This is a genomic window from Rahnella victoriana, from assembly GCF_021276285.1.
GTDB lineage: Bacteria > Pseudomonadota > Gammaproteobacteria > Enterobacterales > Enterobacteriaceae > Rahnella > Rahnella victoriana.
On sequence record NZ_CP089920.1, the window covers coordinates 137,669 to 151,956 of the forward strand.

Consider the following 14,288-nt stretch of genomic DNA (forward strand, 5'->3'; position numbering starts at 1 on the left):
GATAAACAGGCTTACAGCATGGTCAGGGAGGTCAGCAACCGCTTAGGTTGTCGCCAGTCGATGCCTTCCATCAGCATCGCCAACTGCGCTGGCGTCAGGAACACTTTGCCATCACGGGCCGACGGCCAGGCGAAGCGGCCGCGTTCAAGTCGTTTCGTCAGCAGACACAGACCATCGCCGGTGGACCAGAGCAGTTTGACCTGACTGCCACTGCGTCCCCGGAAGATAAAGACGTGCCCCGACATCGGGTCATCTTTCAGCGTCGTCTGCACCTTTGCGGCGAGACCATTGAAGCCGTTGCGCATGTCAGTTATGCCGGCCACGAGCCAGATTTTAGTCCCTGAAGGTAACGGTATCATCGCTTCAGTTCCTGTATCAGCAGAGTCAGGAGCTTTTCGCTGACAGTGCCGTTGAGGCGAAGCGTTCCGTGCCGGAACGTTACCTCACAGCTGATACTGAGGGGCTCAGGATCCTCTGCGTACTGCTCTGGCTGTACGGCGGTGGCATCGAGAGTCACAGGGAGTAGCTGAGGACTCTCTGAGGAAGGTAATAGCAGCTTTCCCTCACGCCATTGTTGGCGCCATTTAAATAACAGATTGGCGTTGATACCGTTTTCAAGCGCCAGTTTTGATATCGACACGCCGGGCTTACAAGAAGCCACAACGAGCTGCTGCTTAAATTCGGGAGGATAATTAGGGCAGCCTTTACGCCTGCCGGAAGTCACATTTTTCTGCATATCTGACACTTTGGTTCCCACCACTATTTGGTGTACACCACTTTGTCGGATGAATCAGATTATGACCAGACGGCTCTCGCTGTACGCTTACGTCGGTAACGGGGCTGATGAATTTTCGGCGGGCGTTGTCTGCGGGGGATCCATAGTCCGGCTTTAATCATGAGGCGTCTGATGGTTTCCTTGCCAAGGATCAGACCATGAACTTCCTCGAGCTTTTCCCGTGCCAGCGTCGGTCCAAAATCGGGGTAGCGTTCCCGGATGATATTCAGCGCCAGCTGAGTCAGTGATGCTGGCAACAGGCGGTTTCCGGTGCGACCGCGACTCTGGTTGTTCATGCCCAGCGGTCCGGACTGACGATAACGTTTGAGCAGACGGCTGCAATGCCTTGGTGTGATACCGAGCATCTCCGCAGCCTGGCCAGGACGCAGGTTGCGATCGATGACGTCCTGAAGGATTTTGAGGCGGTTAATTTCTTTCACGGTGAACATCCCGGCGTCATGTATGGCCATAGAAAACTCCTCATCAGGAAAAAGCGAGTCGTTGACCAGACATACAGGTCTGAAAACTATAGCCTGGACATTCCTAATGAGCCACAAATAGACATTAGCATTGAGCCCCTACAATTGCAGTGCGCATAATCATGATTATGTTAAATTAACGATCGTACTAATAACCACCCTCTTTGCGCTTCCAGCTGATGTTTCAGGTAAATGGGATGCGTTCTGTATTCTAAGAGATGATTAAAGCAGTTAATTAATTCTTGGTGCTGCGCGTAGGTAAACATAATAACTCTGCTGTTTTTCGGGCCGGTCCAAAATTCTACTGTATCAGCGTTCATGCTGTAAATGTCACCGGATGATGAACGCTAATATAGTGCGCATTTGCTTTTTAATAATGATGCTGGCTGCCTTAAACGCCGAAGTGATTGACTTTGCGCCGGATAATCAGAAAATGTTTCTTTTCGCGCGCCCACCAGAGATCACCGGAGTTTATCATCGCCTCTTCCCGACGCTTTTCCCCTGTATGGACACTTAAAAAGACTGGCGCATTGGCTGGCATGGCGTTGCTGCTGGCAAGCTGTTCTTCCACACCGCCAAAATCACTGGTGACACCGTTGCCGCCGGTGGCCAAAAATCCGCTGCCAGCGAAACCGGCTCAACCCCATGAACCCGTACGCGGCGTCTGGCTGGCGACCGTTTCCCGCCTCGACTGGCCACCGGTGTCTTCGGTCAATACCAGCAATGCGGCAAGCCGGATCAGTCAGCAGAAACAGGCCATGACTGACACGCTGGATAAACTGAAAAGTCTCGGTATCAACACCGTATTCTTTCAGGTGAAGCCGGACGGCACTGCCTTCTGGCCTTCGAAAATTCTGCCCTGGTCAGATATGCTGACCGGCAAAATCGGCCAGGATCCGGGTTACGATCCGTTGCAGTTTATGCTCGATGAAGCGCACAAGCGCGGCATCAAAGTACATGCGTGGTTTAACCCCTACCGCGTCTCGGTTAACACCAAACCTTCCACCGTGGCTGAACTGAACCAGACCTTGTCGCTGAACCCGGCCAGTGTGTTTGTCCTGCACCGTGACTGGATCCGCACGGCGGGCGATCGTTACGTGCTTGATCCGGGCATTCCCGAAGCACGCGACTGGATCACCAGCATCGTGGCGGAAGTGGTGTCGCGTTATCCGGTGGATGGCGTGCAGTTCGATGATTACTTCTATTCCGAGACGGCCGGTTCCGCGCTTAACGACAGCCTGACGTTTAAACAATACGGACAAGGGTTTGCGTCGAAAGCGGACTGGCGGCGGCATAACACCCAGTTGCTGATCGAGCAGGTATCGCGCACCATCAAACAGCTGAAACCCGAGGTGGAGTTTGGTGTCAGTCCGGCAGGCGTCTGGCGCAACGTGTCGCACGATCCGGCAGGTTCACAAACGTCCGGCGCGGCGGCGTATGACGAAGCCTACGCGGATACCCGTCTGTGGGTGCAAAAAGGGTTGCTGGATTATATTGCGCCACAGCTTTACTGGCCGTTCGCCCGCAAGGCGGCGCGGTATGACGTGCTGGCTCACTGGTGGGCCGATGTGGTGAAGCCCACTCACACGCGGCTTTATATCGGCGTGGCGCTGTATAAAGTGGGTGAACCGTCAAAAAGTGAACCTGACTGGATAGTCAGCGGCGGTGTGCCGGAGCTGAAAAAGCAGCTCGATATGAATGAATCCGTGCCGCAAATTAATGGCACGATTTTGTTCCGCGAAAACTACCTCAATCAGCCCCAGACGCAGGATGCCGTGCGTTATCTGAAAAGCCGCTGGGGAAGCTGAGGGTATGAAAAGAACAGGGGAAAACCTCCCCTGTTCTCTGTTAAGGAACACCTTTCACATCAGAACGCGTAATTCGCGCTGACCGAAACACTGCGCGGTTCGCCGTAAACGGCGTAATCGCTGAGCCATGAATAGTAGGTGCGGTCAAACAGGTTGTTGATGTTGGCCTGAACCGACAACTGTTTGGTCACCTGATAGCGGGTGAACAGATCGACAATCGCCGTGCTGCCCTGTGATACGCGATGAGTCTCGCCATCCGGGCCGGTCGCGTCCTGGAAGGTGCGGTTTTGCCAGTTCACGCCACCGCCGACCGTCAGATCCGGCAACATCGGCAACTGGTAACGGCTGAAGAGTTTCAGCTGGGTCTGTGGCATGTTGCTGTTCAGGCGGCTGCCGGTGTCGTCTTTCGCCACATAACGCGTTGCGCCGAAGGTCATTTGCAGATTGTCGGTCACCGCGCCGCTCACCTCAAACTCGGCCCCTTTGCTCACCGTGCCATTTGCCGCGACGTAGGCCTGTTCGCTGGAACCGTTGACAAAATTGCTGCCATCGGCCTGCGCGACATTATCCTGCTCGATGCGGAACACCGCCAGCGAGGCGTTAAGACGGCCATCCATCCACGCCGATTTCAGGCCGGTTTCGTAGTTTTTGCCGGTGGTCGGTGACAGATAATGGCCGTTGATATCGCGGTCAGTCTGCGGCTGGAAGATGGAGGTGTAGCTGGCGTAAGCCGACCAGGTGTCGTTGATGTCATACACCAGCCCGCCGTACGGCGTCACGTTGTTCTTCTGCATATTGCCGCTGCTGCCGTTGCTGGTCCATTCGGTGTAACGTGCCCCAAGGATCAGCGAAAGCGGATCTGCCAGCGAGAAACGGGTGGCGAAATAGCCGGCTTTCTGGCGAACTACATCGTCGGCGTTCAGGTACCAGTCGCCCCACTCCGGCTCGCTGACGCTGCCGTCCCAGCTGTTGCCAAAGCTGCCAAGGGTATCGCTGTCAATGGAGCCATCCGCGCTGTACGTCTGGTTATGCTGGCGGCTGTAGCTGAGACCGGCGACCATCTGATGCTGACGGCCAAACAGTTCAAACGGCCCGGTGGCATAGGTATCCACGGAGTCCACTTTGCGCGTGCCACGGTCTTTACTGCCAAAACCGCTCAGCCCTTCGCCGGTAGTGTGATCCGGGAAATCCATCAGATACAGCAGTTTATCGTTAAAGGTCTGCTCGCCATGCGTGCCGTTGACGCGCCATGTCCAGCCGTTATCAAAGTCGTGTTTTACGTTGGCGAAAACCTTGCGTGACTGAATGGCGTAATTCGTCCAGTCGGCGGAGGTATTGGTGCTGCGGTCGTAATGGGTCCGCGAACCGTCGGTGTACCAGGTCGGCAGGCCGCCCCAGGTCGGGTTGCCGGTGTTGGTTTCCTGATAATCGTAACCGAGGGACACCGTGGTGTTGTCAGTCACATCGGCATCGACAACGCCGTAGAAGAATTTTTTACGCTTGTGATAACGATCCAGCCAGCTGTCCTGATCCTGATAGCCCGCCACCACCCGTCCGCGCACCGACCCTTCCTGATTCAGCGGGCCGGAGGCATCCAGCACATAGCGTTGCTTGTTCCAGCTGCCATAGCTGGCGCTGATATTGCCGGTGAATTCCTTGCTGTCGGCGTGCTTACGCACCATGTTCACCGACGCCGCCGGGTTGCCTGCGCCGGTCATCAGACCGGTTGCGCCACGCACCACTTCGATACGGTCATAAATCGCCGTGTCTTCTGCGGCATCGCCAAAGTTCCAGGTGTCGCTGACCGAGGAAGGAATATCGTCGTAGGTGTAATTGTTGATGTAAAAACCACGGGAGAAATAGGACACGCGTTCGCTGTCGATCACTTCCGTGGAGATGCCCGTGGTGTTATCGAGCACATCGCCGACCGATTGCAGATCCTGATCCTGCATACGCTGTCGGGTGATCACGCTGACTGACTGCGGAATGTCGCGCGGCGTCAGGTTCATTTTGGTGCCTGCGGTGGTGGTTTTGACCGCGTAATCCTGCGCGTCACTGCTGGCCGCCGTCGCCGTGCCTTCGATCACCATATCCTGCGATTCGCCGGACGTGGCGGTGTTTGCCGTCGTGCTGGTTTCAGCCGCGTAAGCGGGATTCATCACCACAAGAATGGCCAGCGCCAGTGATGAAACGGTAAAAATATTTCTTACATCCGGCGCGCAAGACTCCGCGACGTTTCCCCTGCCAGTAAAGGACATAACGCATTCCCATAGAATTTTTTGAGGACGCGACACTGTTTCTATTTTTTATTTTTACAAGAACAGATCGCAATGAGAACGTGAATAGTAATTATTAACATTAACCCTGTCGCGAGAAGGTTCAGATTTATTACGTAACAAATTATTAATTTAAGGTTTTCTGAAGAATAGAATGAATTTCCCGGTTTCCCGGAGCAAGTTTCAGACCATTCTGTCCCACTGCCTGCGCTCATCAGTCTGATGTCTTCTACCCTTAAAGTGTTCAACATAAGGAGACGCTATGAGACGAATCATGCTGGCCCTCACCGTGCTTATCGCGGGCACCGCCGCGGCCGAAGACACCACGGCGCAACACACTCCCGCCACCTATATCAATATTCTGTGCAGTTCCGCGCTGAATAAACCTGACGGTTCGGTGGATTATTTCCGTAATCAGATCAAGGATGTGTCGACACAATCGCAGTCGCCGTCAGCGATAAACAGAACGGAATTTGATGAGGAGGAAGCCGATAAGGTGATTGAAACCTGGACGTCGCTCAGCAAGGCTGAACGCGAAAAAGTGACGACGCAGCAGCAATGTCAGGACACGCTGACCAAAGGCTATCAGGCCGGGTAACGATGCGGTGACTGATTAAGGAATGCGGGCTTCCCTGCCCGCATTCCTGAGCAGGATTTTATTGCGCCTTACTGACGCGCCAAAGGGTGTTTCCGGCGTCATCGGCAATCAGCACGCCCCCCTGTTTATCCATCGCCAGCCCGACCGGCAGGCCACGCACCTGTTTCTGATCATCCGTCAGGAAGCCGGTAACGACAGGCTGCGGCAGTCCCACCGGTTTGCCGTTTTCGAATTTCACCCACATCACCTGATACCCGTTCAGCGGTTTGCGGTTCCAGCTGCCGTGTTCACTGACGAAGGCACCGCCGCGGTATTGCGGCATGTCATCGCCGGTATAGAACAGCAACCCGAGCGGCGCGACGTGCGAACTGATGGCGTAATCGGGTTTGATGGCTTTTTGCACCAGATCCGGACGCGGGGGTTTAACGCGTTCATCCACATGCTGACCGTAATAGCTGTAAGGCCAGCCGTAGAAACCCTGTTCCTGCACCGAGGTCATGTAATCCGGCACCAGATCTGAGCCGATTTCATCGCGCTCATTCACCACCGCCCACAATTTCCCGCTCTGCGGCTCCCATTGCAGACCGGTCGGATTGCGCAACCCGCTGGCATAAATCCGGCTGGCACCGGTGGCGGCATCGACTTCCAGCACTGCGGCGCGGTGGTCTTCCGCCCCGATGCCGTTTTCGGTGATGTTACTGTTGGAGCCGACGCCGACATACAGCTTGCTACCGTCCGGGCTGGCCAGCAGGGATTTGGTCCAGTGATGATTGATCGGCCCGCCCGGCAGCGGGGTCACCACTTCGCCCGGCGCGGTGATCTGCGTTTCGCCGGTCTGGTACGGGTATTTAATCAGGCTGTCCGCACTGGCGACCCACAGCGTATTGCCGGTCAGCTGCATGCCGAATGGCGAGTTCACGCTGGCGATAAACGGGTGTTTCTCCCATTTGCCGCCGACATTGCGCAGCAGCGTGATGCTGTTGCCGCCCTCACCGCCTTTGCCGGACGATTTCTGCACCAGCCCCATGATTAACTCTTTCGGCCGGAAAATCGGTTTTTTCGCCGGACCGTTGGATTCCGCCACCAGCACGTCGTTATTCGGCAGCACATAGACCTGACGCGGGTGTTTCAGACCATCGGCGATTTTCTCGATCTTCAACCCTTCCGCCACTTTCGGCATTTCGCCGGTTTTCCATGGCACACCTTCCGGCACTTTCATCGGCGGCATCAGGAAGTTTTGTGCTTTCGGCAGCTCAGGGTTTGCGCCGGTTTGTTTTTTCGGATCGATTTGTGAACTGTCATCGCAACTGCTCAGCAGCGCGGCGAGCGTCAGGGCGAGCAATGCCCGTTGGTGATTTTTCATCGCATGTCTCCTTATGCTGTGCGGTCGCATAACGCGAGCTGAACGTTGGCCAGCAGCAGAAGCACCACCGTCAGCGTCGACAGAATGACGCTCGCAGGCACCACGGCGTAAGCATCGCGGCTGTGGATGAAGGCATTAAAGATGGCCAGCACGATGGCGACAAGATTCAGCCAGAAGTGCAGTCTGACCGGCGGGTTGTGGCGGTAGCGGCTGCCGACCCAGACCTGAAACAGATTGATCAGGCGGGGAATGATGGCAATGATCAGCCCCAGCACAATCAGCCAGCTGGCGGCATCCGTCCACATGTTGATAAAGGTTTTCATATACAGAATGTCGAAGATCCAGGCCGCGACAAAAAAACCAACAGGAATGGGATTTAACAGTTCGTACAGCGCCACTGCAGCTCCCCGGCGCTCTGAAATCGGGTGCGTTTGCATGTCCGTCTCCTTTACTTATCCACGGTTACCGCGCAGGAAAAGCACGGCAACCCTCCGGCGTACCTGTAATAGATTAGTAAATATGATGAATTGTGACGGAGTAATTGCGGTTTTTTTGCACCTCAGGGTTATTGCTTCACCAGCGCCCGTGCCTTATCGAGCAGGAAAGGCCGCAGATAACCGACGGTGTTTGACAGCAAAATCACGTCGTCGGAAAGGCGAAGGTTCAGCACATTTGTCAGGTATTTCTTACGTGTCAGCATACGCTGCCAGACATCCGGGAAGCGGGTTGCCAGTTCCCGGCGCAGCGTGCTGTCCGCCAGTGCCACCGTATCCTCAATACTGCTGCCGCCATAACCGGCGACCGACGGAATAATGTCGATCTGGAAAAGCATGCCGCTTTCCAGCGGGATGGCCGAACCGTCATAAACCGGTGAGCACAGCCATTCTTCATCGGCCACCAGATGACCGGGATTGAGATGCCAGTGGAAATCACGTTGTGGCAGCGTTTCTTCGACCCGCCGGTAAAGCTCACCGCCGGTCATGCCGATCCGCAGCGTTTCCAGCCAGGTCACCACGGTGTGGTAATACGGCATCGCGACCCGCGCCAGCCAGTCCGAGACGGCTGGCGGTAACGCCGCTTCATTCGCCACGACATAGGCCGAACGGCTGGTCAGTCCGCCTTTGTAGCCGACGGTCAGGGAAAATTTATCCCCCTCGCGTATGATTTTATCGGAAGGATAAAGCGTCGCATGGGCAAAACGGTCACCGGTGGCGGCAATCATCACCACCGTGTTTTGCTGCCCGTCCCCTGCCAGCAACTGGCCGATCTGTTTTTCAGTTTTCCCCGGTTCAATGGCATCCAGCGCCGTCAGTACGCGGGTGGAGGCCAGATTCGCGCCGTACTCGTAAAACGCCACTTCATTGGCGTTGTTAATCCGCCGTGTGCCGCTTTCAGGGGAAATAAACAGGCCGGTGGCGTTAATAACCGCGTCATGTCCGGCGGCGGTGCGGACGGCGTCCAGCACAAACGCGGGCACATCGAAGGTGAATTTATCCGTGGCCGGATCGCAGCGGAAGAGTTTCCAGCCCGCGATGCCCGTCTGTTGCGCAGGCGCTATTCCGGCGCTTTTCAGCAATTCGTGCAAAGGCTGATGAGATTGCATCGGCTGGTTTGGCAGGGAAAATACCGGCGCATGCAGACATTTGCCGGGGTTGCGGGCATGCGGCACCAGTTTCAGGTTTTCGTTGCCCATGATGTAGGTCAGTTCGCCCGTGGCACGCACCACCAGTAAGGCTTCTTCAAAACGCGGGATAAATCCGGCGAGGTATTCAAAATTGCCACCGTGTTCCTTATCGGCATAAATCACCAGATGGTCCAGACTCAGGCGTTTCATGGCGGCAAGCACCTGCTGTAAACGTAAACGCAGGGTGTCATCTGACAACACCGGCGATGCAACCTGATGCCAGACGGCCGGAGCCGGGAGGGTTTGCAGCGAATACGGAAGTTCTGGTTTCATGGCCTTTCCTTTTGCATGACAGAGAAAAGCCGATTATGCCCCGTTCGCTCAGTACCTTGAAGGAATATGATTAATCGCTTTTAGAATGCCCTTTTCCATCGTGATATAACCGCCGGTTTTCAGTTGCGCCAGAATTTTCATAATACTGCTGCGTGATAAAAACGTCCGGTTCATGACATAAGACACTGTGCTGATATTCTCTCTTATTTCTTCCGTCTCATACATCAGTTCATAAAGCTGATAACAGATTATCTCGTAGGAAGATAATGCCGAAATTTTTGCGCAATGGTCATAAACCCGCGTTGCGGTAAAAATTAAGAGATGCGCCAGACTTTTCCATAAATTTTCCCGCTCAATGATTTTATTGGCTTCTTCAAGGGGAAGATAACTGACCTCGGAGGATTCATGGATGCGGATAAATAAATAATCCGGTTCAGTGAGTTGCGTGCTCAACCCAAATACATAAGGGGCGGATTCCGAGTTTAACACCATGCCGTCAATTTTACGGTAAAGCAAAACGGTGCCTTTGTGTAATAAGAAGCAATGTCGTTCACCGCCTGACGTGTAGTTAAGTAACTGGCCGTCTTTTGTTTCTAATTTGTTAGAAAACGGATTCAGGTTTTTCATCAGTATATCGATGTCACCGATCGGTTTTTTATCTCTTACGTTACAGTTGTCTGTAAAGAAAGGCTTTTTCCCGTCATGCATTCTGTTGCTCTCCACGAAATAATGTTACCGGCCGGCGCTGGATGACCGGTAATTTCTGCGTGGATTATGCGAATTACAGAAAGGTTATAAAGTCGTTTGTCGGTGTAAAATTACACTCATAATTCCCTTGAATCAGTAAGCCTGTTTATATCAGAATTGTCGTAAGCAATAAACGCCACGAAAATTGATCCCGGCCGTGATTTTATGAAAAGAGAGATTATTAATATCCTGATTCATATTTTACGCTGCGATTGACGGCCTCCTGTTGCCCATCAGAACGTCATTTACTCATGGACATTCCGGTCGCGTGAAATCGTTATTCATCAATAACGAATATTCATTACGCCCGGCGTCGGAATAGTTTTACTCAAGGAATTGTTATGAAAAAGAATCTTATTGCTGCTGCTGTTGCTATGACCGCTGTGTTTTCTGCTTCTTCCGTTTTAGCAGCAGGTGGACAGGTTAATTTTACGGGTGAAATCATTGATGCGGGTTGTGACATCGTGAACACGCCTTCCAATCCGCTGAACGTCAATATGGGCAGTGTGGCGAAAACCGAATTTACCGGTGCAGGCTCTACCGCTGCGGCGACGAAATTCGTGCTGCAACTGAAAAACTGTCCGGCGACAGTCAGCACCGCGTCCGTCAAATTTGATGGCACCAACGTTCAGGGTAATACCGGTGTACTGGCACTGACGCCACAATCTGGCGTCGCCACCGGCGTAGGCATTCAGATTTCTGATGCGTCTGATAACGTGCTGCCGCTGTTCACAGATTCTCAGGCTTATGCACTGACCACCGCGCAAGATAACAACCTGGAGTTCGTCGCACGCTACATCGCCACGTCTTCTACCGTTAATGCCGGTCCGGCCAACGCGGCGGCCAACTTCTCGGTCACCTACAACTAATTTCCGCTTTCCCGACGGGTAAAGCCTGTTAATCCGGCTGGCAATGTCTTTGCCAGCCTTCTTTCTGTTTTCGGAGTTAACCAATGAACATCATCCCTGCCACCTTGCTGGCGGCATTACTGCTGTCCGCTGTCTCCGCACAGGCCGGTGTGGTCGTGGGCGGTACACGCCTGATTTATGACGGCAATAAAAAGGAGTCTTCACTGAGCGTCAGCAATCCGGACACGCAGCCTTATCTGGTCCAGAGCTGGACGGAGACGGTCAGCGGCGGCGCTGAGAAAGCCCCCTTTGTGATCACGCCGCCGCTGTTCCGTTTAGGTAACGGCCAGACCAATGTGCTGCGCGTGGTGCGGGCCGGTGGAAATCTGCCCGCAGATAAAGAATCGCTGTTCTGGCTGAACATCAAAGCCATTCCTTCAGCGGAAAAAGATCACAGCCAGAACACCCTGCAGATTGCGGTCAAAACGCGCATCAAGCTGATTTACCGTCCGCAAGGGCTGAACGGCGTGCCGGAAGATCTGACCGACCAGCTGTGCTGGCAGCGCAGCGGCAATCTGTTGCAGGTGAGCAACCCGACACCTTTCTACATGAATTTTATGGAAATCCGCCTTGGCGGACAGGCGCTGAAAGAGGTGACGTATGTCGCGCCGGGAACCACCGCCAGTTTTGCCCTGCCAGCAGGCGCGGGCGGTAACACCGTGAGCTGGAAAATTATCAGTGATTACGGCGCTATCGGCGTGGCACACAGCAAAGCGTTGTAAGTCAAACGGCGTGGGATACCCCACTGGGCAAATGTTGAAAACAGGGATGTGGAAATCATGAAGAGCCAAAATAAACGGAGTCTGTGCCAGCCATGCCGGCGTTTCAGCCGTCTGGCCTGTTTCATCGCCGGGCAACTGACGCTGCTCGGCAGCTCATCATTACCTGCTTATGCCAGTGATTATTTCAATCCGGCGTTGCTGGAAAGAGACAATCCCGGTCAGGGAACCACGGATCTGACGGTGTTCGAACAAGACACCGGCCAGTTGCCGGGGGTGTACCGCGTGGATATTTATCTTAATAACCAGCAGCAGGACACCCGCGACGTGACGTTTTCCATGCGTAAAGATGCTCAGGGTCAGGAAAGCCTGCAGCCCTGCCTGAGTGTCGCGCAACTCAGTGAGATGGGCGTCAAAACCGATCTGTATCCGGCGCTGGGCGAACACAGCGCGCAATGTGCCGATCTGCGTGCCATCCCGCAGGCCAGTGCCGAATTTCGTTTCAGCGCACAGCAACTTCTTCTCAGCGTGCCGCAGATTGCCATCGCGCAAAAAGCCCGGGGATATGTGGCGGAAAGTCAGTGGGACAACGGTATTCCGGTGTTTTTACTCAACTACAACCTGAGCGGTGCTGCCAGCAGCGGGCGGGGAAATCACGCCACTGACGGGCAGTCGCAATACGCCAACCTGCGTCCCGGCATCAACGCTGGTCCGTGGCGTTTGCGTAATTACACCACCTGGAACCGCGACAGCAGCGGTCAGGATAAGTGGGACACGGTTTACACCTACGCATCGCGCAGCATTATTGCGCTCAAAAGCCTGATGGTGCTGGGCGACAGCACCTCGCCCGCCGATGTGTTTGACAGCGTGCCGTTTCGCGGCGCGCAACTGGCTTCCGACGATGACATGGTGCCGGACAGCCTGAAAGGCTATGCGCCGGTGGTTCGCGGTATCGCGCGCACCAACGCTCAGGTGATTATCCGCCAGAACGGCTATGTCATCGATCAGCGCTATGTGGCACCGGGCGCGTTTGAAATCACCGACATGTTCCCGACGGGCGGCTCCGGCGATTTGATCGTCACCATCAAAGAAGCCGATGGCAGCGAGCAGATTTTTGCCGTGCCTTTTGCCTCGCTCCCCGTTCTGCAACGTGAAGGACGGCTGAAATACAGCCTGACCGGCGGCCAGTACCGCGCTTATGACAACAGCGTCGAACGTTCGTCCTTTATGCAGGGCACGGTGATTTATGGTTTACCGCAGGGGTTCACGGCGTACGGCGGCGGGCAATATGCCGGTCACTATCAGTCCCTCGCGCTCGGGCTGGGGAAAAATCTGGGGGATCTGGGCGCCCTTTCCGCAGACGCCACCGTCGCGCGTTCGGCCCTGCAAAACACCTCACAGGAAACCGGACAGTCATGGCGGGTGCGCTACAGCAAAAACATCGTGCAGACCGGCACCAACTTTGCGATCGCCGGTTACCGCTATTCGACTGACGGCTATTACAGCCTGCAGGAAACGCTCGACACCTGGCGTGAGACACCGCTGACGGTACAGACAGAACGCCGCCGCAACCGCAGCGAGATGACCCTGAGTCAGAACCTGTGGGAAGACGGGGGATCCGTGTCCCTGAGCTGGGTCAGTCAGGATTACTGGAACAGCAGCCGCACACTGCGCTCTGTCGGCATCGGCTATAACAATGGCTGGCACGGTATCAGCTACGGGCTGAGCTACAGCTACAACATCAATTCCACGTCAGGCGACAGCGGCAACAGCGGATATCACGCCAGCAACGGGCGGATCTACAACAAAGATCAGGTCTTCGGATTCAACCTCAGCGTGCCGCTCGGCGGTGTCACGGGCAATACCTACGCCACTTATAACGTCAATACCAGCCAGCAGGGCAACACCTCACACAGCGCGGGCCTGAGCGGGACGGCACTGGCGGATAACAATCTCAGCTGGTCCGTACAGGAAGGCTACGGCACCGGCGGGACCGGCAACAGCGGCAATATGAACGCCGATTATCGCGGCACCTACGGCGAAGTCAGTGCCGGTTACGGCTATGACCAGAACAGCAAACGGCTGAATTACGGTTTGCAGGGCGGCATTGTGGCTCATCAGCAGGGGGTTACCTTCGGTCAGCCGATGGGCGAAACCGTCGCACTGGTCGAAGCGCCGGGCGCGAAAGGCGTGGGTATCAGTAATCAGACCGGGGTGAAAACCGACTGGCGCGGTTACGCCATCCTGCCTTACACCACGCCTTACCGGCAAAATCAGGTGCAGCTGAACACCGAAACGCTGCCGGAAGACGTCGAACTGACGCTCACCAGTCAGAACGTGGTGCCGACCCGTGGCGCGGTGGTCAGGGCCAGTTTCGACACTCACGTCGGTCAGCGTGTGCTGATGACGTTACTGCGCGCAGGCGGCGCGCCGGTACCTTTCGGTGCGACGGTGGACGATCCGGCACAGGCCAGCGTGCAGGGCTTTATCGTCGGCGACGGCGGTCAGGTGTACCTGACCGGACTGGCAGACAGCGGCCTGCTGAATGTGCAGTGGGGCAAAAATGCGGGTGAACATTGTCAGGTCAGATTTAGCCTGACAAAACCAACGACCGACAGCGCGGGCGTTCAGATGCTGAACGTGCCTTGTCAGTGAGGG

General features: G+C 55.2%; 13 protein-coding genes and 1 pseudogene. 5 read left to right on the forward strand and 9 right to left on the reverse strand.

Annotation, left to right across the window (positions count from 1 at the left end; translation table 11 throughout):
• Positions 1-11: 11 nt before the first annotated feature.
• The 4 genes and pseudogenes from tnpB to J9880_RS22025 all read right to left on the reverse strand — a co-directional run bounded on the left by tnpB (position 12) and on the right by J9880_RS22025 (position 1,795).
• Complete coding sequence (gene tnpB / locus J9880_RS22010) at positions 12-359, reverse strand: IS66 family insertion sequence element accessory protein TnpB (RefSeq protein ID WP_000612629.1); 348 nt, start codon at positions 357-359, stop codon at positions 12-14.
• Entirely contained in the window at positions 356-736 is a 381-nt protein-coding gene (gene tnpA, locus J9880_RS22015) for an IS66-like element accessory protein TnpA (RefSeq protein WP_232770908.1), read from the reverse strand. Before tnpA ends, tnpB begins: the two co-directional genes overlap by 4 nt.
• Before the next feature lie 89 nt (positions 737-825).
• Positions 826-1,245, reverse strand: a pseudogene (locus J9880_RS22020) (helix-turn-helix domain-containing protein); the annotation flags it as partial.
• A gap of 400 nt (positions 1,246-1,645) precedes the next feature.
• Positions 1,646-1,795 (reverse strand): hypothetical protein, encoded by a 150-nt coding sequence (locus tag J9880_RS22025; protein WP_162928610.1) that lies wholly within the window; start codon positions 1,793-1,795, stop codon positions 1,646-1,648.
• Between J9880_RS22025 and J9880_RS22030 the strand changes: the two genes are divergently transcribed.
• Positions 1,794-3,062 carry a glycoside hydrolase family 10 protein gene (locus tag J9880_RS22030; RefSeq protein ID WP_232770770.1) on the forward strand — a complete coding sequence of 423 codons (1,269 nt, stop codon included), beginning with the start codon at positions 1,794-1,796 and terminating at the stop codon, positions 3,060-3,062. The genes J9880_RS22025 and J9880_RS22030 overlap by 2 nt on opposite strands.
• A gap of 59 nt (positions 3,063-3,121) precedes the next feature.
• Here the strand turns inward: J9880_RS22030 and fhuE are convergent, their stop codons facing one another.
• On the reverse strand, positions 3,122-5,320 hold the full coding sequence (gene fhuE / locus J9880_RS22035) for a ferric-rhodotorulic acid/ferric-coprogen receptor FhuE (RefSeq protein WP_232770771.1): 2,199 nt from the start codon (positions 5,318-5,320) through the stop codon (positions 3,122-3,124).
• Positions 5,321-5,600: 280 nt separating this feature from the next.
• Between fhuE and J9880_RS22040 the strand changes: the two genes are divergently transcribed.
• Complete coding sequence (locus tag J9880_RS22040; RefSeq protein WP_133822287.1) at positions 5,601-5,936, forward strand: hypothetical protein; 336 nt, start codon at positions 5,601-5,603, stop codon at positions 5,934-5,936.
• 58 nt (positions 5,937-5,994) lie between these two features.
• Here the strand turns inward: J9880_RS22040 and J9880_RS22045 are convergent, their stop codons facing one another.
• The 4 genes from J9880_RS22045 to J9880_RS22060 form a co-directional block, all read right to left on the reverse strand.
• The gene (locus J9880_RS22045; RefSeq protein WP_232770772.1) at positions 5,995-7,299 is read right to left on the reverse strand and encodes a PQQ-dependent sugar dehydrogenase; all 1,305 of its coding nucleotides are present in this window, start codon (positions 7,297-7,299) and stop codon (positions 5,995-5,997) included.
• Positions 7,300-7,310: 11 nt separating this feature from the next.
• A complete protein-coding gene (locus tag J9880_RS22050; RefSeq protein ID WP_232770773.1) occupies positions 7,311-7,736 on the reverse strand; it encodes a DUF2231 domain-containing protein in 426 nt (141 codons plus the stop codon).
• Positions 7,737-7,864: 128 nt separating this feature from the next.
• Positions 7,865-9,256, reverse strand: coding sequence for a M24 family metallopeptidase (locus tag J9880_RS22055; protein ID WP_232770774.1), 1,392 nt, complete (start codon positions 9,254-9,256; stop codon positions 7,865-7,867).
• A gap of 48 nt (positions 9,257-9,304) precedes the next feature.
• Positions 9,305-9,964, reverse strand: coding sequence for a winged helix-turn-helix transcriptional regulator (locus tag J9880_RS22060; RefSeq protein WP_133822291.1), 660 nt, complete (start codon positions 9,962-9,964; stop codon positions 9,305-9,307).
• 380 nt (positions 9,965-10,344) lie between these two features.
• On the opposite strand from J9880_RS22060, the gene J9880_RS22065 reads away from it, so the two are divergent.
• From J9880_RS22065 to J9880_RS22075, 3 genes are all read left to right on the forward strand, one after another.
• Positions 10,345-10,872: a fimbrial protein gene (locus J9880_RS22065; protein ID WP_095925727.1), complete on the forward strand. Its 528-nt coding sequence runs from the start codon at positions 10,345-10,347 to the stop codon at positions 10,870-10,872.
• A gap of 83 nt (positions 10,873-10,955) precedes the next feature.
• The gene (locus J9880_RS22070; protein WP_232770775.1) at positions 10,956-11,633 is read left to right on the forward strand and encodes a fimbrial biogenesis chaperone; all 678 of its coding nucleotides are present in this window, start codon (positions 10,956-10,958) and stop codon (positions 11,631-11,633) included.
• Positions 11,634-11,690: 57 nt separating this feature from the next.
• Positions 11,691-14,285, forward strand: a complete 2,595-nt coding sequence (locus J9880_RS22075; protein WP_232770776.1) for a fimbria/pilus outer membrane usher protein — start codon at positions 11,691-11,693, stop codon at positions 14,283-14,285.
• The last annotated feature ends 3 nt before the right edge of the window (positions 14,286-14,288 follow it).

Excerpts from the sequence above, each read along its gene's own strand:
- J9880_RS22060 (WP_133822291.1), bottom strand. The coding sequence starts at position 9,964 with ATGCATGACGGGAAAAAGCCTTTCTTTACAGACAACTGTAACGTAAGA.
- J9880_RS22075 (WP_232770776.1), top strand. The coding sequence starts at position 11,691 with ATGAAGAGCCAAAATAAACGGAGTCTGTGCCAGCCATGCCGGCGTTTC.
- fhuE (WP_232770771.1), bottom strand. The coding sequence starts at position 5,320 with ATGTCCTTTACTGGCAGGGGAAACGTCGCGGAGTCTTGCGCGCCGGAT.
- J9880_RS22055 (WP_232770774.1), bottom strand. The coding sequence starts at position 9,256 with ATGAAACCAGAACTTCCGTATTCGCTGCAAACCCTCCCGGCTCCGGCC.
- J9880_RS22045 (WP_232770772.1), bottom strand. The coding sequence starts at position 7,299 with ATGAAAAATCACCAACGGGCATTGCTCGCCCTGACGCTCGCCGCGCTG.
- J9880_RS22070 (WP_232770775.1), top strand. The coding sequence starts at position 10,956 with ATGAACATCATCCCTGCCACCTTGCTGGCGGCATTACTGCTGTCCGCT.
- J9880_RS22030 (WP_232770770.1), top strand. The coding sequence starts at position 1,794 with ATGGCGTTGCTGCTGGCAAGCTGTTCTTCCACACCGCCAAAATCACTG.
- J9880_RS22050 (WP_232770773.1), bottom strand. The coding sequence starts at position 7,736 with ATGCAAACGCACCCGATTTCAGAGCGCCGGGGAGCTGCAGTGGCGCTG.
- tnpA (WP_232770908.1), bottom strand. The coding sequence starts at position 736 with ATGCAGAAAAATGTGACTTCCGGCAGGCGTAAAGGCTGCCCTAATTAT.
- J9880_RS22040 (WP_133822287.1), top strand. The coding sequence starts at position 5,601 with ATGAGACGAATCATGCTGGCCCTCACCGTGCTTATCGCGGGCACCGCC.
- J9880_RS22025 (WP_162928610.1), bottom strand. The coding sequence starts at position 1,795 with ATGCCAGCCAATGCGCCAGTCTTTTTAAGTGTCCATACAGGGGAAAAG.
- J9880_RS22065 (WP_095925727.1), top strand. The coding sequence starts at position 10,345 with ATGAAAAAGAATCTTATTGCTGCTGCTGTTGCTATGACCGCTGTGTTT.
- tnpB (WP_000612629.1), bottom strand. The coding sequence starts at position 359 with ATGATACCGTTACCTTCAGGGACTAAAATCTGGCTCGTGGCCGGCATA.